At 64.6% G+C, this 18,375-nt stretch carries 15 protein-coding genes; 10 read left to right on the top strand and 5 right to left on the bottom strand.

Going from position 1 to position 18,375, the window contains the following annotated elements; all coding sequences use genetic code 11:
• The first annotated feature begins 181 nt into the window (after positions 1–181).
• From EDM04_RS04840 to EDM04_RS04850, 3 genes are all read left to right on the top strand, one after another.
• The gene (locus EDM04_RS04840) at positions 182–1,195 is read left to right on the top strand and encodes a site-specific integrase (protein WP_123620019.1); all 1,014 of its coding nucleotides are present in this window, start codon (positions 182–184) and stop codon (positions 1,193–1,195) included.
• A 107-nt stretch (positions 1,196–1,302) separates the two neighbouring features.
• The gene (locus tag EDM04_RS04845; protein ID WP_123620020.1) at positions 1,303–1,995 is read left to right on the top strand and encodes a nucleotidyltransferase domain-containing protein; all 693 of its coding nucleotides are present in this window, start codon (positions 1,303–1,305) and stop codon (positions 1,993–1,995) included.
• Entirely contained in the window at positions 1,988–2,500 is a 513-nt protein-coding gene (locus EDM04_RS04850; protein WP_123620021.1) for a DNA-binding protein, read from the top strand. Before EDM04_RS04845 ends, EDM04_RS04850 begins: the two co-directional genes overlap by 8 nt.
• 14 nt (positions 2,501–2,514) lie before the next feature.
• Here EDM04_RS04850 and EDM04_RS04855 read toward each other — a convergent pair whose 3' ends face one another.
• Both EDM04_RS04855 and EDM04_RS04860 read right to left on the bottom strand, forming a co-directional pair.
• The gene (locus EDM04_RS04855; protein WP_123620022.1) at positions 2,515–3,630 is read right to left on the bottom strand and encodes a site-specific integrase; all 1,116 of its coding nucleotides are present in this window, start codon (positions 3,628–3,630) and stop codon (positions 2,515–2,517) included.
• Between the two features lie 2 nt (positions 3,631–3,632).
• Positions 3,633–3,893, bottom strand: a complete 261-nt coding sequence (locus EDM04_RS04860) for a hypothetical protein (protein WP_123620023.1) — start codon at positions 3,891–3,893, stop codon at positions 3,633–3,635.
• 556 nt (positions 3,894–4,449) lie between these two features.
• On the opposite strand from EDM04_RS04860, the gene EDM04_RS04865 reads away from it, so the two are divergent.
• A complete protein-coding gene (locus EDM04_RS04865) occupies positions 4,450–5,403 on the top strand; it encodes a metallophosphoesterase (RefSeq protein ID WP_241154849.1) in 954 nt (317 codons plus the stop codon).
• Positions 5,404–5,459: 56 nt separating this feature from the next.
• On the opposite strand, the gene EDM04_RS04870 is transcribed toward EDM04_RS04865, so the two are convergent.
• Positions 5,460–7,565, bottom strand: coding sequence for a DUF262 domain-containing protein (locus EDM04_RS04870; protein ID WP_123620024.1), 2,106 nt, complete (start codon positions 7,563–7,565; stop codon positions 5,460–5,462).
• A 92-nt stretch (positions 7,566–7,657) separates the two neighbouring features.
• On the opposite strand from EDM04_RS04870, the gene EDM04_RS04875 reads away from it, so the two are divergent.
• On the top strand, positions 7,658–8,296 hold the full coding sequence (locus tag EDM04_RS04875; protein WP_123620025.1) for an IS6 family transposase: 639 nt from the start codon (positions 7,658–7,660) through the stop codon (positions 8,294–8,296).
• A 147-nt stretch (positions 8,297–8,443) separates the two neighbouring features.
• On the opposite strand, the gene EDM04_RS04880 is transcribed toward EDM04_RS04875, so the two are convergent.
• Together EDM04_RS04880 and ligA are read right to left on the bottom strand one after the other, a co-directional pair.
• Positions 8,444–9,178: an MBL fold metallo-hydrolase gene (locus EDM04_RS04880; protein ID WP_123620026.1), complete on the bottom strand. Its 735-nt coding sequence runs from the start codon at positions 9,176–9,178 to the stop codon at positions 8,444–8,446.
• A gap of 62 nt (positions 9,179–9,240) precedes the next feature.
• Positions 9,241–11,091 carry an ATP-dependent DNA ligase LigA gene (gene ligA, locus EDM04_RS04885; RefSeq protein WP_123620027.1) on the bottom strand — a complete coding sequence of 617 codons (1,851 nt, stop codon included), beginning with the start codon at positions 11,089–11,091 and terminating at the stop codon, positions 9,241–9,243.
• 169 nt (positions 11,092–11,260) lie between these two features.
• Here ligA and EDM04_RS04890 point away from each other — a divergent pair, with 169 nt between their 5' ends.
• The 5 genes from EDM04_RS04890 to ilvC all read left to right on the top strand — a co-directional run bounded on the left by EDM04_RS04890 (position 11,261) and on the right by ilvC (position 18,306).
• The gene (locus EDM04_RS04890) at positions 11,261–12,820 is read left to right on the top strand and encodes a hypothetical protein (RefSeq protein WP_123620028.1); all 1,560 of its coding nucleotides are present in this window, start codon (positions 11,261–11,263) and stop codon (positions 12,818–12,820) included.
• A 327-nt stretch (positions 12,821–13,147) separates the two neighbouring features.
• Positions 13,148–14,308 (top strand): LeuA family protein, encoded by a 1,161-nt coding sequence (locus EDM04_RS04895; protein WP_206424430.1) that lies wholly within the window; start codon positions 13,148–13,150, stop codon positions 14,306–14,308.
• Between the two features lie 385 nt (positions 14,309–14,693).
• On the top strand, positions 14,694–16,511 hold the full coding sequence (ilvB, locus tag EDM04_RS04900; RefSeq protein WP_123620030.1) for a biosynthetic-type acetolactate synthase large subunit: 1,818 nt from the start codon (positions 14,694–14,696) through the stop codon (positions 16,509–16,511).
• Complete coding sequence (ilvN, locus tag EDM04_RS04905) at positions 16,508–17,209, top strand: acetolactate synthase small subunit (RefSeq protein ID WP_123620031.1); 702 nt, start codon at positions 16,508–16,510, stop codon at positions 17,207–17,209. The genes ilvB and ilvN overlap by 4 nt, the downstream gene beginning before the upstream one ends.
• Positions 17,206–18,306, top strand: a complete 1,101-nt coding sequence (gene ilvC, locus EDM04_RS04910; protein WP_394338976.1) for a ketol-acid reductoisomerase — start codon at positions 17,206–17,208, stop codon at positions 18,304–18,306. The genes ilvN and ilvC overlap by 4 nt, the downstream gene beginning before the upstream one ends.
• Positions 18,307–18,375 lie beyond the last annotated feature (69 nt).

The raw sequence follows: 18,375 nt of genomic DNA on the forward strand, positions 1-18,375 counted from the left end.
GGACGATCACCTATCGAACGAAAGCACGCGCCTCGCACTATTACGGCGTCTACCCCGACGCTGTCATGCGATTAGAAGACTACGGGCGCGACGGGATAGCGACCCCGACCCGGAAAAGTTGGTAATACGCTGAACGGGTGTCGAAGGCCGCGTAGTCGTGTGGTTCGAAACCGATCGAACCATGGAACTCGAACCAATCGACCCCGAAACGGCGTTCGAGCTGTATATCGCGGAGAAAAAAAAAACTTCGGTTGCGGAGGCGACGGTCGTCTCTCACAAGTCACGTCTGAGTTTCCTGCTCAGATGGTGTGAGGAGCGCGAGATAGAGAACCTGAACGAACTGACCAGGCGGAGACTTCAGGAGTTTCGACTCTGGCGGCGCAACGTCGGCGACCTCACGAAGGTGAGCGAGAAGACGCAGATGGACACGCTACGCGTCTTCGTGAAGTGGCTAGAGTCAATCGACGCTGTTGAACAGAATCTTCATAAGAAGGTCCTCTCGCCGGATATCACATCTCAAGAGAATAGTCGCGACGTGATGCTCGAAACTGACGACACTGAAGCGATGCTCGCGTACCTCGAGCGATACGAGTACGCCTCAATCAACCACGTGACTGCGACGCTCCTGTGGCACACGATGCTCCGGATGGGCTCGGTGCGAGCGCTCGACATCAAAGACTACGACCCGGAAGAGCAGTCGCTACGGCTTCGGCATCGACCTGATACCGGCACACCACTCAAGAACAAGCAAGAAGGCGAGCGAATCATTGCCGTCTCAGGTGAGGTCTGTCTCGTTCTCGACGACTGGAACCGCGAACAACGGCCCGAAGTCATGGACGACTACGGTCGGAACCCGCTTCTCACGACAAGAAACGGGCGGGTTGCGAAGTCTACCCTCCGAAAGTACTGCTACCAGATGACTCGTCCGTGTGAGTACGGCCAAGAGTGTCCGCACGACCGCGACACGACTGACTGTGCAGCCCTAGAGAAGAGTGGAGCATCGAGGTGTCCGTCTAGTGTTAGTCCGCATCCGTTCCGTCGTGGCGCGATCACGCACTACCTACAGAGTGACGTGCCCGAGACGGTGGTCGGCGACCGGGCGAACGTGACGTCCGACGTTATCGACCAACACTACGACCAGCGCTCGCAGAAAGAGAAGATGGAACAACGGAGGGGATACCTCGACGACATCTAAAGGCACTCTCGGGCGCGGTCGCTGACTCTCCCACAGAACCATCCAATATAAATCAAACCGCCTTTTTCATATAAAGTTTAAATAGATAGAGAAACATATCCTTTGCTATGAAAAGTAGCTCGAATATTATGGCCGAAGACGGGTTACAGATACTTCTCGATATACCGGCCCAAAGCGGGAATTTATTCGGTAGTACGGCCACAGACACAGTTCTCTCTTTTTTATCTCGCCATCATACCCAGGAGTTCTCGATTAGTGACCTCGTCGAGGCAGTGGACTATTCGCAGCCGAGCGTCTCCAAGGCGGTAACCGTACTCTCCGAAAACGATCTCGTCGTCGAACGACGCGAGGGCAACACTCGATGGGTCCGGATCAATCACGAGCGGCTCCACGTCCCAGACGATCCCTATTTACAGATTCCTCAGGTCGAGTTTCAAGAACCCGTGAGAGCAGCGGTAACCGAACTCCGCGAGGAACTCGCCGACGTGATCGGGGTCGTTCTGTACGGTAGCGTCGCGCGAGGCGAAGCGGACCGGCGGAGTGACATCGATCTCTGGGTGCTCGTCGAGGAAGAGCGAATGGCAAACCAGCGAGCGGCGAATCAGGTCAAACAGGCACTCGAAGACGAGGAGTTCGAGAACGGTCGGTACGAATACGAGATCGACGTCGAGGCGCTTCAGGCGGTCCCGAAGTACGTCTCCGAGATACGGGAGGTGCTCAGCGACGGGATCGTAATCCACGAGACGGAGAAGTTCCAGACGGTCCGGAACATGGTTTTCCACGGTGATATCGATGAGTGAGGAGTCCGATCCGCGGGATATCCGGACGGCTCTCGATGCGGCTATCGACGCGTTCAACGAGGAGGGATTCGGCGTCCCGAACCGCGAGGACGCGATCTCGACCGGCGACGATTGGAAGACACAGCTCACGAAGGCGTGTCGGCTGCTGGATGCGGTCGCACGGATCGACGGAGAGGGACACTACACCGCTGCCATCGAACTTTGCTTCGGGGCGACCGAGCGGTCTATCGAGGCCTATGCCCTCGCAGTCGGTGGTGATGAACTGGACGATTTCTACGATCACACGCACTGTTACGACCGGGCAGCGGACCTCGGCCTGCTCTCGCGGACGGCGACACGGGAGCTTCGGGGACTCTACGACGACAACAGGACGGACAGCTACTACGGCGGCAAGCGGCCCACAGAGAAGCAAGCGGATAGTGTGTATGCGCTCTCTCGCAGCGTTCACCAGTACGTCACGGATCAGATACGGGAAGGCGGCGTCTGTGTCTGCGACACTCGATAGCCGGGACGTAACGACTAGGTGTACGATGAGCCACGACCGTCGACGTCGTCGAAGGCTTCCTGCCGCTGCTTCATTTTGTCCTCTTTCGACCGCACGTCGTAGTGCTGGTCGATAATTGTCGGCGAGACGTTACACCGGTCGCTGACGATTTCGACCGGAACGCCTGCCCGGAGCAGCTGCGTGATGTATCCTCGTCGGATCGGATGGGGCGTCACGCTCGACGGGCAACGTGCGGCTCGTGCCTCGTTCTTGACGGCTTCGCAGTCGTCGGGGTCGCGGTCATGCGGACACTCCCGACCTATCGCGCACGGCCGTGACCACCGGTAGACGTAGGTACGGATGGTCGACGTCCCCACGCGACCCCGCTGTGTCGCGAGGAGCGGCTTTCGGCCGTGGTCATCGACGACGTCTGGGCGTCGCTGTTCGAGGTAGTCGTCGATCACGTCACACGCTTCTTCACTGATTGCGACGCGACGCTCACCCGGCTCCTTGTTCTTGATTGGCGTATCTGAGTCCGGACGATGATGGATCTCGATGTGGGGCGTCTCCGCATCGGCTTGGTAGTCGCCCACGTCGAGGGCACGAGCTCCTCCCAAGCGTACACCCGTTTCCGTGAGGACGACCCAGCAGACGTGCTCCGTTGTGGCGTACTCGTATCGCTCGAGGTAGGCGAGGACCTCTTGGGCGCGTTCCGCGTTGAGCACGGTCTCTCGCGCGTTCTCACCGTTGTCTAGGTTCGGTGAGTCGACCTTGCGGTACAGTCCAGACTCGACGGCGTCGATGGTCTCGCACCACTCGATGAACACGCGCAGCGAGTCCATCTGCGTCTTTTCGCTGACGACGTTGAGATCTTCGCGCCGCCACACGCGGAACTCGTGGAGGTCGCGAGCGGAGAGCTGGTCGAGCGTGTCGATGCCTTGGTCGTCACACCAGTCAACGAAGAAGCCGAGCCGAGAGCGATGGGCATCGACGGTCGCTTCCTGGCAGTCGCGGGCCTTGTCGTCGAGATAGAGTTCGAGTGCTCGTTCTGGATCGGTCGGTTCGAGCGATTCGGTCGTCTGCTCGAGCAGTTCCTCGAGACGATTCTCCAAGCTGTGCGACTCGGCGATGGAAGGGACCTCATTGGACACGGTTACTCCAACCTCTCGAGCATTTTCTTGACGAATTCATCTGGTGATTCTTCGGATAGATCCGTTGTCGTCGGCTGGTCAGGATCTTGGGTAGGGGAAGATTCGAGTGCTCGAAGATCGTGGGAATTCCGGTCGATGTGTTCCTCGATAACGCTCTCGAGGTATGCCGAGACGGTGAGGTCACACTCCTCGGCAGCACGGGTGATCTTGATCTTCGAGTCCGATTTGATACGAGCGGCGACCGATTCAGTGCGATTGGTCACGCCAGTGCGCAGACCGAACGTACTGATATAGGTTAGTCAGAATTGGTGGTTGGGCGGCCTATATTCACCAATTCCTGCCAATGTATGCTGTAAACCCGGTATAGAAATGACAGAATGAGCTATTCTGCCACCAATTATGGTTCTGTATTTGTGTCTGGTTACCAACTACAGAGGCGAGATCACAGGTTATCTACCAACTCATATCGACGAGCGATCTATCTCGTCAAATCGCCATACTGCACGTCTATATTGGTGTTTGATATCCCAGAAAGAGGTTCGTCCACTCACGAAAAAAGCATCAATATCAGGGTATTCGTGGCGGGAAAGTTCTCGCGCGACATTGATGAGTTGATTCGATCAGTTCGTTCTGGACGCCCACTAGCTTGGAGGAGTACCCAAACTCGGTCTGGTCGCCACTATCAGCAGAACTAACAAGATATCCGAAGTGGCGTGACTCGTGGAGACCACTAGCGGCCTCCGGCACAATCAGTCCGTAACGGGTCCGTTGGAGGTGACGGTCCACGACGTCAACACCCATCCCAAGCCGCCTCGAGACGTGGAACTCATCGCGACTGATGCTGACGGGGTGGAGATACAGGTCGTTACTTGGAAGAAACACGACGTAACGGTCGAGTGGGAGGTCGGTGCTACGTACGCGATCAGGGGCGGAAGAGCGAAGCGATACATCGACGCTTCGGGTCCGGAGCTTCGGATCCACAGTAACGCGGATTTTGCTGTCGAGCGGGTTACATCCGAATCAGACCGGTTACGGCTCCTCTTCCTCGGCGATACGCACGTCGGGTATCGCCATCGGGCGTCAAATACCAAGCCGCCGTGGGCCCAAGATGTGGACAACAGACAAACGTTCAGTCGGAGTCTCGCCCGTGCTCGGGGCCTCGACGTCGACGCGGTCGTCCACGCTGGCGACGTGTTCGACCACGAAATAACCCGAAACGATAGGGATCACGTTCGCGAGGAGATCCGACGCACCCACGATGCGGGGATCCCGCTGTACTACATCCACGGGAACCACGACAACGAAGCGGGTAACAGGACGTTACGTCAGGGTCCGAGAATCCATATCGGTGGTGAGACCGCAGTGTTCGGCGACGGTGTCGTCCGACTTTCTGGACTTGACTACGGTGCGGGAGAGTTTTCGAGTCCGCAGCCGGAGAAGCCGGGCGACGATGGGGCATCGGTATCGATCCTTGTTATACACGACACGCCGTATCCGGCAGTCGACGAGAACGGATCTCCGATCCATCGGACTGATCCGAATCATCTTGATCTCAGGGAGTTTCTCGACTCGGCTGAGGAGTGGTTGGACCTGATCGTCTCGGGGCATCTACACGTCGGGAGCCGCGCTTCGATAGCGGGCTACGAGACGCCTCTCATCGTCACGGGCCCGACTGCGGAGATTAGCACATCGACACAGGAGAACACTCCTTCCACCTGGTTGGTGACGGTGCTGAACGGAGAGGTTCAGGTTGAGCGGCAGCGATTGGTATGAGCCGGCTCTGTGGTCCCCCAACTATGTTTTCGACAGTCCTCAAGCAGGAGGTGAAATCACTTCAGATCCATCTCTGCTTCGAACTGCTCGCGTTGCGCAGAATCGAGCGTGAGAACCCATTCGAACTGGTCTCCTGCCCACGATGGGGACATGATCGAGTGGCGGAACTCCTTGGAGTGTTTCGACGTCAGCCCCGCGAGAATACCTGAAAGACCGCTACTGCCACCGACCGTCTCCCCGTACTCGTCTTCCATCCGTTCGATCAGGTCGTCGGTGAGCAACGGCTCTTCTGCGGCGTACAGAACGCGGAACATCGCCTCCTGTTTGCTGGTGAGGCGGTCGAAGAAATCAGGTGGGAACCACCCGACAAACTCATCAGGGGCATCCGTTGAATCCGGCTCGGAGGACGCGGGATCGGTGGACCAGTGATCGAGCGCGAATTCGACAAGCGTGTCGGTCCGCTCGTCGATGGCCGACTGCCCGAAGGTGTCGAACGCCGCGAGTTCCCGCTGGACACGTAACGACGAGGAGGCATACTCTTTTTCGCGTCCACCGCTGGCGTGTTTCTTCTCGGAGAAGGGAAGATTGCCGTACGAGCTGTTCCAGTATCTACTGGCGAGCGTGAGGTTCCCGAGGCGGTGGACGTGTTCGTCGAACTCGTCGACAAGACTCTCCGGAATCGCATCAGTAGGAAGCTTTCGAGCAAGAATGTGTTCAACTTGGAACTCAGTCGAGAGGATATGTCCCGGACTCGTCAGGACCTCCTCACCAGCTTCGGACTCAACCTGTTGTCCGTAGCGATAGAGGAGGTACTTCGTGTCTCGGCTTGACGTACTCTGGTAGAAGTTTGGATCGCGGAGCCGACGCTCGAACCGGTCGTCGTCTGTGTATCGCTCCGTGATTGAGTCGAGTCGTTCGACAACAGTCTCGGGATCGATCGACTGTGTAGTGTGAACGTCGTGGGCGAGTCGGACCAGTCGGCCTCGACCCGTGTCCGAACGCCTCGAGTCGATCGCGTACATCCGGAATACGAGCGTTTCACACGCGTCGACGATGTCAGCAAAGCCATCGGGGTCATCACCAGCGAACTTCAGGTACGATGCCATCAGGACGGGGAGAACGTTCGCCAGTCGCCCGAGCTCCAAGAGTCGCGTGAGAGCGGGCTCGACAGAGTCTGGCACGTCCGGCTGGAGTATCGCAGCAAACGCCGTAGCAGCCTCACGGAGGTCCTGGACATACGAGTCAATTCCTGACTGGACGGCATCGAGTTCACCGGCACGGTACTGCTCGCGGAGCCGGTCTTTCAGTGTCCCGAATCCGTTGAAATACTCATTAGAATTATAGCCGTCGTACATCCCCCAGTGGAATCGGAGGAAACTGTCCTCGTCGAAGTCATTCACCCGATTATGGCCGGTGTTGAAAACGAACAGATCTCGGAAGATGCTCCCAAACCGCTGCTTGATCTTGGTTTCAAGGGCACCGTCGTTGCTGGAGCGGTCGTCCATGTACATCAGGAAGCTCTTCGTTTTGTCGAGCGTCGACAGCGGCCGGCCGCGGTCGTTAAGACTCTCGAATATCGAAGCCGCCTCGGAGCCGTCATCGATTTCGACGACGTTGATCCGGCAGTCGTATCGGAGCGTCTCAGCGAGATCAAGTACGGCGTCCTGGTCCTCGAGCGCCTCGAATCCCTCTGTGAAGAAGTCAGTGGCGGCCTTGAGCCGCGTCTGTGACGGGGTCTCTGGATCGATAGATGAGGATCCAAGTAATCCGTCACGGAAATACTCGGTATCTTGATCCTGCGGAAGTAATCGCGGCCGTTCCTCGACAGGGAAGAGTAGGTTATCCTCGTCAAGCGTCGCCGCGACCGTGTCATCAAACTTCGAAGCGACGTACAGAAAGATGATTGCCGATGTCAGACGCTGTTGGCCGTCCACGACGTCGTACTTATCAAATCGACGTCGACGATCCGTCTCGAACTGCGTGTCCTGCTTGCGAAGAATGATGTTCCCGAAGAAGTGAGACTTCTCCTCAGGAAGATACAGGATATCCTCGAACAGGTCAGTGAGCTGGGGCTCCGTCCACGAATAGCTTCGCTGGTAGCTCGGGATATCGAACAACCCGTCCGTCAACAGAGAGTCAAGATGGACCGTTCGGGTTTCCATGATGGTACGGTGGTGTGTGAGCCAATATAAATCGGGGTTGTCATTTTGGTCGCGTTAAGTTAGAGGATGAGGCGGACGATTTCTGAGTGTCTATGACAGAATTCGACCGCCTCAGCGAACGTATCGCCTGGATCGACTTGTCGTTTGTGGAGCGAGATCGAACGCCGCGCTGGGCGATTGAAGTAGGGATCCGCTGTCATTTGGCCGGTATGTCACTACGCGAGGTAAGTAATCATCTCGAAAGGTTTGGGATCGATCGCAGTCATGTCGCTATCCATCACTGGGTTCATAAAGCCGATCTACAGCCGATCTCGACCGTCTCCGAGGATCAACTCGCGGTTGATGAAAAGATGATCCGCCTCCACGGCCAGAAGTTCTGGCTGTACGGCGCGGTTGATCCACAGACGAACGAGATCCTTCACGTAAGTCTCTATCCGACCGCAAACAAACAGACGACGCGATGGTTTCTCACCGAGCTACACCGGCGMTATCAGCTCAACAACGTCGAATTTCTCGTCGATGACGCAGACTATCTCGGCTCAGTCCTCGCTGAAGACGGCTATCGATTTYAAGTGATTCGACATGGAAATCGGAATGCCATCGAACGTGTCTTTTGGGAAATAGAAAGACGAACATCATCGTTTGCAAATAGTTTCAGCAATGTCGCGTTCGAGACAGCTCAAAATTGGCTCGAAGCCCTCGCAGTCTACCACAATTCACGCCAAACTTAACGCGACCCGTCGCTCATCACCGTTTAAATAGTATATCGCCGCTATCGATCTGGAATACTCACTCCCGATACCGCTCGTCGCGACGCCCCTACTGAGCGATTGCGAATCTACACGCGCCTGCTACAGAGGGCTTCACCAGAGCCGGTGCTACTGGTTCGCCGAGCGGGCGTCGAGCGCGACCGGGATCGAGCGCGCGGCCACGTCGCCCGCGAACGCCTCGCCGTCCGCCTCCAGCTGTTCGAAGGTGTCGTAGTGGATCGGGACGACCAGGTCCGGGTCTATCGCCTCGGCCAGCTCCGCGGCGGCGCGGCGGTCGGAGACGAGCCCCCCGCCGCCGATGTTCGCGAGGAAGACCGAGACGTCGAGCTCCGCGAACCCGTCGAGCGCGTCGGAGTCGCCGGGCCAGAAGACGGTGCGGTCGCCGAGCCCGAGCAGGAACCCGCAGCCGAACCCCGGCGGGTGGATCACCGAGCCGTCGGGGTCGGCGTTGGGCCCCTCGGGGTCGTTGTGCGCGGCGACCGACCAGACCGCGACCTCGCCGGCCGGGGTCGCCACGTCGACGCGCGCCTCGTCGTCGACGCGGACCACGTCGTAGTCGGCGGCGAGCGACTCGATCGGCTCCACGTCCCGGTCGATCCCCGCGGGGTCGACAGCCTCGTAGATCACGAGCGTCGCGTCCTCGCGCGCGACCGACCGGATCCCCTCGGGGTCGTAGTGGTGGTCGTGGGTGACGACGACGAGGTGGCCGTCTCGGGCCCAGTAGTCGTCGAGGACGCCGTACCGTCCCGGGTCCGTGTAGGCGACGGGGCCGTCCTCCGGCTCCAGCCGCGCCGTCGCGTAGCCGAGCCACTCCACCGAGAAGCCGTCGTAGTTGACCGTCATACGCCGAGATCCGGACGCGGGCGCCTTGAGGGTGGCTATCGGGTCCGCGTTATCCGCCTCGTTCACTCCCCGTCGCCGGCGAGCCGCGCGACCCGCTCGAGCGAGTCGGCGTCGTCGACCGATTTGTCCCCGCGCACGCCGACGAACCGCGGGAACCGCAGGGCGTAGCCGGACGAGTAGGTCGGCGAAGTCTGGATCTCCTCGTACCCGACTTCGAGGACGACCGCGGGCCGGATCTCGATCTCGGTGCCGTCCTCGCTCACCACGTGGGGCTCCAGCCGCTCGGTGAGGTCGGCGAGCTCCTCGTCGGTGAGCCCGGTCGCGACCTTCCCGATGGTTGCGAACTCGTCGTCGCCGCCGGTCCGCACGCCGAGCAGGAACGTCCCGAACAGCTCCGCGCGGCGCCCCTCGCCCCACTCCGCGCCGACCACGACGGCGTCGAGCGTCTCCACGTCCGGCTTGCGCTTGAGCCAGTCGCGGCCGCGGTCGCCCGGCGTGTACGCCGCCTCGGGGTTCTTCAGCATCACGCCCTCGTGGCCCGCGTCGAGCGCGGCCGCCTCCGCCGCCTCGACCGCCCCGGGGTCGTTCGCGAACTCGACGCCCGCGGCCGCGTCGGGCAAGACCTCGCCGAGCCGGTCGTGGCGGGCGCGGAGCGGTTCGTCGAGCAGGTCCTCGCCGTCGGCGTGGAGGCAGTCGAACGCGTGGAGCTGGAGCCCGACCTCCTCGCGCATCCGGTCCACGTCGTGTTTCCGCCGGAAGCGACGCAGGACCTCCTGGAACGGGAGGGGAGCGCCGTCGTCGTCGACCGCGACGACCTCCCCGTCGAGGATGACCGGGACCGAGACGCGGGACTCGACGTACTCGACGACCTCCGGGAGCGCGTCGGTCACGTCATCCATGTTCCGGGAGTAGATCCGCGGACCGAGTCCGTCGGAGTCGTCGCCGCCGGTCTCGTCGCCGGCGCCCCCGGCATCGTCACCGCCCGACTCCGGCACGTAGTGGACCTGCACCCGCGCCCCGTCGAACTTCGTCTCGACGGCGACCTCGCCGAACGCCTCGACCGCGTCGGTCGCCGTGCCGGCCTGCGCGAGCATCGCCTGCACCGGTCGACCGACCTCCAGCCCCTCGGCGCGTAGGCCGGCGAAGCCCTCGTCGCGGGCGAGGACCGCGACGCGCCCGTAGTCGTTGGTCACCTGCAGCGCGCGCTCGACCGCCGCGACAGCCTCGTCGCCGGCGCGGAGGGTCGGATCGTCGGCGTCGCCGTCGTCGCTCTCGTCGTCATCGACACCTCCGCCGTCGGCCGCCTCGCCCGCGAGAAACGCCTCGGCGATCGCGTCGCGGACGGCCCCCTCGCCGACGCCGAGCCGCATCTCGCCGAGCACGAGCCGGGCGAGCACCTTCGCCTCGGCGGGCTCGCACCGGTTGAACAGCCCGAACAGGACGTCGCGCTTGCGGGACTCGCTCCCGTCGCCGGCGGCGGCCGCCAGCTCGCGCAGCTCCGCGTCGACCCCGGCGACGGTGAGCTCGTCGCGCCCCTCGCCGAAGGCGGCGAGGCCGCGCTGGCCGCCGAACTCGAAGCCGGCGGCGACCGCGCCGATCTCGCCTTCCTCGGCCAGCCGCTCTTCCACGTCGTCGGCGGTCACGTTCGGGCCGGCGGCGCGAGCGATCGCCTCGCGACAGAGGGCCGGGCCCACGTCGAGCGTCCGGGTGTCGTGCGCCGGGAAGACGCGTCCGAGCAGGAACCGGGTGACCGTCGCGAGGTCGTCGTCCTCGGTGTCGCCGTCGCCGTTCTCGCCGCCCTCGCCGCGATCCCCGGCCGCCGCGAGCAGGTCGGCGACGAGCCGGGTCGTCTCGATGTCTGCGGGCTCGGTCGCCAGCTCCTCCGCCCGGTCGGCGAGCGCTGCGAACTCCATGCGCGGAGTCGGCGATCGCTCGGCAAAAGCGCCCCGATACAGATGGCGCCGGGATACGCGTCGGTATCGCGACGCGAATCGGTCTCGGACGAGCGAACCGCGTGCCGACCCCTCCCACGCCGCCGATCGGGCGCAGGCCTTTTTACCGGCCGCGGTCGTCGACCCTCCCATGAGCACCGAGTCCGCCCTCGCCGACGGCGTCCGCGAGGCGCTCGCGGTCGACCCCGACGAGTTCGACGCCCGCGCCGAGGAGGAGGCGGAGGTCGTCAAGCAGGCGCTCCGCGACGGCGCCTTCGACAACCACCAGTCGATCGTCGGCTTCGAGTACGAGTTCTACGCGGTCGCCGACGGGCGGTGGAGCGAGGAGTCGCGGGCGGGCGAGTACGCCCTGATGAGAGTCCCCCGTCGGCTGCTGGAGCTGATGGGGTTCGAGAAGGAGCTCGGGCTCCACAACGCCGAGATGTCGACGAGCCCGCAGCCGCTCTCCGACCACGGGCTCCGGGCGCAGCTCGCGGAGGTCCGGGCGCGGCTGGAGGCCGCGGAGAACACCGCGGGCGTCGAGGGGATGCGGCTCGTCTCCGACGCCCTCTGGACCATCCCGCCGGCGGGCGAGACGGCCCGCGAGTACCTCACCGACAGCGTCGACGTCGACGGGGTCACCGTCGCCGTCAACATGAGCGACGCGGTGCGATACCACGCGATGGCGAACGCGGGCGACGACGGGAACCGCGGGACGGTCCTCGAGGCGCCGGGGGTGTCGCTGGAGGCGGACACGGTGATGCCCGAGAGCCTCATCACCTCGATACAGCCCCACTACCAGGTCGCGCACGCCGAGACCCTGCCGCGCCACTTCCGGTACGCGCTCCGGGTCGCCGGCCCCCTGCTCGCGCTCGGGGTCAACTCCCCCTTCTTCCCGCCGGACCTGTACGACGACGACTGGGACGGCGACCGCGTCCTCGCGGAGGGCGCGACGGAGAACCGGATCCACGTGTTCGAGTCGGTGCTCAACGCTCGCACCGACGAGGGGAAAGTCCGGTTCCCGCGGGAGTTCCACGACGTCGAGACCGCGGTCGACCGGATCGCGGGCGACGAGACGCTGATTCCGATGCCGGAGCCCGACGGTACCGACCGGTTCGACGATCAGTTCGCGACGTTCCGGACGAAACACGGCAGCTACTGGCGGTGGGTCCGCCCGGTCTTCGAGGGCGCGAGCCGGTCGAGCGCCAACGCTCGGATCGAGTTCCGGCCGATCCCGGGCCAGCCCACCGTCCGCGACTCGATCGCCTTTCAGGGGGCGTTCGCCGGGCTGATGCAGGCGCTCCCGCAGCGGGAGCACCCCGTCATCGGGCTCGACTGGGAGACCGCCCGCGACAACTTCTACGCCGCGGTCGCCGACGGGCTCGACGCGGAGATCGAGTGGGTCGACCTCGACGGGGAGCGCACGACCGACACCGACGCGGTGTACGGGGACCTCCTCGACCACGCCGAGGCGGGCCTCCGGACCGCGGGCTGCCCCGAGGAGGAGGCCGCCGCGTGGCTCGCCCCGCTCCGGTGGCGGGTGGCGAACCGAACGACTCCGGCGAGCTGGAAGCGGGACCGGGTCCGCGAGCGCCTCGACGCCGGCGAGGAGTTCGAGACCGCCGTCCACGCCACCCAGCGCGAGTACATCGACCGACAGGCCGAGACGCTGATCGAGGGCGGCTTCTCCGCGTGGATGAACGGGGACTGAGGCGCGTGTCGGTCGCGAGTCGACTGCGAGCTGACCGCGCGCCGGCTTCCCGCGGAACGGAACGAACGTCGATATCCCTTATTAACCGGGTTCCGAAACCACAGCACCCCGATCGCCTCGGTGTGTGTATAGTGTGTATAAGGATCCTTCGTCTCGTTGGTGTCGGGCGATTTTTCGGATCGGCGCTCGGATCACGAGCTCCTTCGGACGGGCCGTTTTTGCGACCGGCACAAGTGTTAAGTTCTCGACCCTGCTTTCGTCAGTCGATGACAGACATCACGGAGGATTCGTCGGACGCCCCGGCGGATCGAGTTCTTCCAGGGCACGATAGCTTCTAACATCGATATCGGTCCTGTACGGATCTTCGACACGACGTTACGAGACGGTGAACAGTCACCGCGCACGTCGTTCAGCTACGAGGAGAAACGCCGCATAGCGGCGACGCTGGACGACATGAACACCCACGTCATCGAGGCTGGGTTCCCGGTGAACTCGGACGCGGAGTTCGAGGCCGTGAGCGACATCGCCGCCGCGACGGACACCACCGTCTGCGGACTGGCGCGGGTCGTCGAGGGCGACATCGACGCCGCCGTCGACTCCGGCGTCGAGATGGTCCACGTGTTCGTCTCCACCAGCGACGTACAGCTGGAGGACTCGATGCACGCGACCCGGCAGGAGGCGAAACAGCGCGCCGTCGCCGCCGTCGAGCAGGTGAAAGACGCCGGCGTCGAGTGCATGTTCTCGCCGATGGACGCGACGCGGACCGACCCCGACTACCTGCGGGAGATCGTCGAGGCGGTCAGCGACGCGGGCACCGACTGGATCAACATCCCGGACACGTGCGGCGTCGCGATGCCGACGAGCTTCGGGAAGACGGTGAAGGCGGTCGTCGAGGCGACCGACGCCCGCGTCGACGTGCACACGCACGACGACTTCGGGATGGCCGCGGCGAACGCGGTCACCGGGTTCGAGAACGGCGCGGAGCAGGCGCAGGTGTCGGTCAACGGGATCGGCGAGCGCGCCGGCAACGCCGCCTACGAGGAGGTCGTGATGGCGGTCGAATCGGTGTACGGCGTCGACACCGGCATCGACACGACCCAGATCACCAAGCTGGCCCGGATCGTCGAGGAGGCCTCGGACATCCCGGTGCCGGCGAACAAGCCCGTCACCGGGCGGAACGCGTTCGCCCACGAGTCGGGCATCCACGCCGCGGGCGTCATCGAGAACGCCGACACGTTCGAGACCGGCGTGATGACCCCGGAGATGGTCGGCGCCGAACGCGAGTTCGTTTTAGGCAAACACACCGGCACCCACAGCGTGCGCAAGCACCTGGTGGAGGCCGGCTTCGATCCGAGCGACGGCGAGGTCCGGCGCATTACCAAGCGCGTCAAGGAGTACGGCTCCGGCAAGCGTCAGGTGACCGCCGGCGACGTCGAGCGGTTCGCCGAGGAGGCGGACGTCGACCGCGAGGAGGAGGTCCGGGTCTGATGGCCGCCTCCCTGCGCGGGGAGCCCGCGGAGCGACCGCCGCGCGGTCGCGCGGGCGGAATCGATCGCGCGGTCCGAAGCGATCGCACGGTTCGACCCGCGCCTCGGAACCGGCCTTCCGGTTCCGCTCCCCGACAGGGATTTATACCCCGGCTGTGTTGGTGGGGACGAGATGCGACGGCACGCCGCGAACCCGACGACCGCCGACGTCGCCGGAGCCGTCGCGCCGATCATCGTAGGGGTATAACCCCCTACACCACCCCTTCCTCACCGACGCCGCGCATCGACGAACGCCGACGGTCGAGTCCGCTCTCGTCCGGCGATTCGGCGTTCGGACCGACCGACTCTCACACCCGCGAGATGCACCACCGAACACCACCACGACAATGAGCGACACAGCAGCACAGCCACGAGACGACGAGACAGAGGACCCGCCGGACGCGGACGAGTCGGTCGCGGCCGAGACCGACGGCCCGACCGACACGGACGGTCCCGCCGCGGGACCGGTGTCGACCGGCGCCGAGTCGGTCGTCGCCGCGCTGGAGGCCGCCGGCGCGGAGACCGCCTTCGGCGTGCAGGGCGGCGCGATCATGCCCGTCTACGACGCGCTGTACGACTCCTCGATCCGCCACGTGACGATGGCCCACGAGCAGGGCGCGGCCCACGCCGCCGACGCCTACGGCGTCGTGGCGGGCGAGCCGGGCCTCTGTCTGGCGACCTCGGGGCCGGGCGCGACCAACCTCGTCACCGGGATCGCCGACGCCGACATGGACTCCGACGCGATGCTGGCGCTGACGGGGCAGGTGCCCACCGAGTTCGTCGGCAACGACGCGTTCCAGGAGACCGACACGGTCGGCGTCACCCGCCCGATCACGAAGCACAACTACTTCGCGAACGGCGCGGACACCGTCGGCGACACCGTCGGCGAGGCGTTCGAGCTGGCGCGCGCGGGCCGTCCCGGACCGACGCTCGTCGACCTGCCGAAGGACGTGACGCAGGACGAGACGGACGAGACGCCCGGGCCGGCGACGCCGCCGGCCGGCACCGACCCCGACCCGAACGCCGACCCGGACGCGGTCGAGGAGGCCGCTCGGGCCATCGAGGAGGCCGAGCGACCCGTGTGCCTGTTCGGCGGCGGCGTCATCAAGGCGGACGCGAGCGACGCCGCGCGCACCTTCGCGCGCACGTACGGCGTCCCCGTGACGACGACGATGCCGGGCATCGGCTCGTTCCCCGAGGACGACGAGCTCTGCCTCTCGTGGGCCGGGATGCACGGCACCGGCTACGCCAACATGGCGATCACCCACACCGACTGCCTGATCGCGGTCGGCACCCGGTTCGACGACCGGCTGACGGGCGGGATCGACACGTTCGCGCCGGAGGCCGAGGTCGTCCACGTCGACATCGACCCGGCCGAGATCTCGAAGAACGTCTACGCCGACTACCCGCTGATCGGCGACGCGGGGCGCGTCCTCGACCAGCTGACCGCCGCGGTCCGCGAGGCGCCCGACGCCGAGGCGTGGCGCGAGCGCTGTTCCGAGTGGAAGGAGACGTACCCGCTCACGTACGCGACGCCCGACGACGAGCCGCTGAAGCCGCAGTTCGTCGTCGAGGCGTTCGACGAGGCGACCGCCGACGACACCATCGTCACCACGGGCGTCGGCCAACACCAGATGTGGGCCTCCCAGTTCTGGACGTACTCGGAGCCCCGGACGTGGGTCTCCTCGCACGGGCTGGGGACGATGGGCTACGGCGTGCCCGCCGCGGTCGGCGCGCGCGTCGCGGCCGACAACATGGGCGAGCCGGACCGCGACGTGGTGTGTTTCGACGGCGACGGCTCCTTCCTGATGACGATGCAGGAGCTGTCGGTGGCGGTCCGCGAGGACCTCGACGTCACCATCGCGGTGCTGAACAACGAGTACATCGGCATGGTGCGCCAGTGGCAGGACGCCTTCTACGAGGGGCGTCACATGGCCTCCGACTACACGTGGATGCCCGAGTTCGACAAGCTCGCCGAGGCGTTCGGCGCTTTAGGGCTCCGCGTCGACGACTACGACGAGGTCGCGCCCGCGGTCGAGGAGGCCCTCGACTACGACGGGCCGGCCGTGATCGACTTCCACGTCGACCCCGAGGAGAACGTCCTTCCGATGGTGCCGAGCGGCGGTGCGAACGGGAAGTTCGCCACCGCGGAGGACCAGCTATGAGCGACGACTCGCCCGACTCCCGCGCCGCGACCGACGGCGGCGCGCCCGAGGCGGACTCCCGGCCGATGCCGAGCGAACAGCCCGGCCCGGCGGAGCGCGACCACCCCGAGGGGCGCCGGAACCTCGAGGGGATCCGTATCGACCCCGTCCTCGAGGCGGAACACGAGTCCCGCCGCGCCGTCATCTCGGCGCTGGTGGAGGACGAGCCGGGCGTGCTCGCGCGCGTCTCCGGGCTCGTCTCCCGCCGCCAGTTCAACATCGAGAGCCTGACCGTCGGCCCGACGACCGTGGACGGCCACTCGCGGATCACCATGGTCGTCGAGGAGACGGACCCCGGCATCGATCAGATCGAGAAGCAGATGGCGAAGCTGAAGCCGGTCATCTCCGTCGGCGAGGTCGCCGGCGACGCGGTCACCTCGGAGCTCGTCCTGTTGAAGGTCGAGGCCGACGACCCCGCGGCGGTCCACGCCGTCTCCGAGATGTACGACGGCCGGACGGTCGACGCCGGCCCGGAGACGATCACCGTCGAGCTCACCGGCGACAACGCCAGGATCGACAACGCGATCGGCGCCTTCGAGCGGTTCGGAATCGTCGAGATCGCGCGCACCGGGCCGACCGCTCTCGCGCGCGGCAACACGCCGACGGCGCCCGGAGAGAAGCCCGGAACGGCCGGCGAACCGACGACGCACGACGACTGACACGCGACGCGAACACACGCGAACCCACAACCATACACATGACCGAAGACGACACGCAGACGTTCGACTCGACAGTATACTACGACGAAGACGCGGACGAGGAGGCGATCGCCCACAAGACCGTGGCCGTGCTCGGCTACGGGTCGCAGGGCCACGCGCACGCGCAGAACCTCTCCGAGAGCGGGGTCGACGTGATCGTCGGCCTCCGCGAGGACAGCTCCTCGCGAAGCGCCGCCGAGAGCGACGGGCTCCGCGTGGAGACCCCCGCGGACGCGGCCGCCGAGGCCGACATCGTGAGCGTCCTCGTACCCGACACGGTCCAGCCGGACGTGTACGAGAACGCCGTCGAGCCGAACCTGGACGCGGGCGACACGCTCCAGTTCGCGCACGGGTTCAACATCCACTACAACCAGATCCAGCCGCCCGAGGACGTCGACGTGACGATGGTCGCGCCGAAGTCGCCGGGCCACCTCGTGCGCCGGAACTACGAGAACGACGAGGGGACCCCAGGCCTGCTGGCGGTGTACCAGGACGCGACCGGCGACGCCCACGACGAGGGGCTCGCCTACGCGGCCGCGATCGGCTGCACCCGCGCCGGCGTCGTCGAGACGTCGTTCCGCGAGGAGACCGAGACCGACCTGTTCGGCGAGCAGGCCGTCCTCTGTGGCGGCGTCACCTCGCTCGTGAAGCAGGGGTACGAGACGCTGGTCGACGCCGGCTACTCCCCGGAGATGGCGTACTTCGAGTGTCTCAACGAGCTCAAGCTCATCGTCGACCTGATGTACGAGGACGGGCTCGGCGGCATGTGGGACTCCGTCTCCGACACCGCCGAGTACGGCGGGCTCACGCAGGGCGACGTGGTCGTCGACGAGCACGCCCGCGAGAACATGGAGGAGGTCTTAGAGAAGGTCCAGAACGGCGAGTTCGCCCGTGAGTGGATCTCCGAGAACCAGGCGGGGCGACCCTCCTACACCCAGCTCCGGACCGCGGAGAAGAACCACGAGATCGAGGCCGTCGGCGAGGAGCTTCGCGGCCTGTTCGCGTGGCAGGAGGAGAGCGAAGAAGACGAGGAGGAGAGCGCCGAGGTGTCCGCCTGATGGGCGTACGCGGCGACGCGAACGGGCCCCACGACACCGCACAGCCCACGCGTCACGCGGGTGAGCGCC

This window comes from Halorubrum sp. CSM-61, assembly GCF_003781945.1.
In the GTDB taxonomy this organism is placed as follows: domain Archaea; phylum Halobacteriota; class Halobacteria; order Halobacteriales; family Haloferacaceae; genus Halorubrum.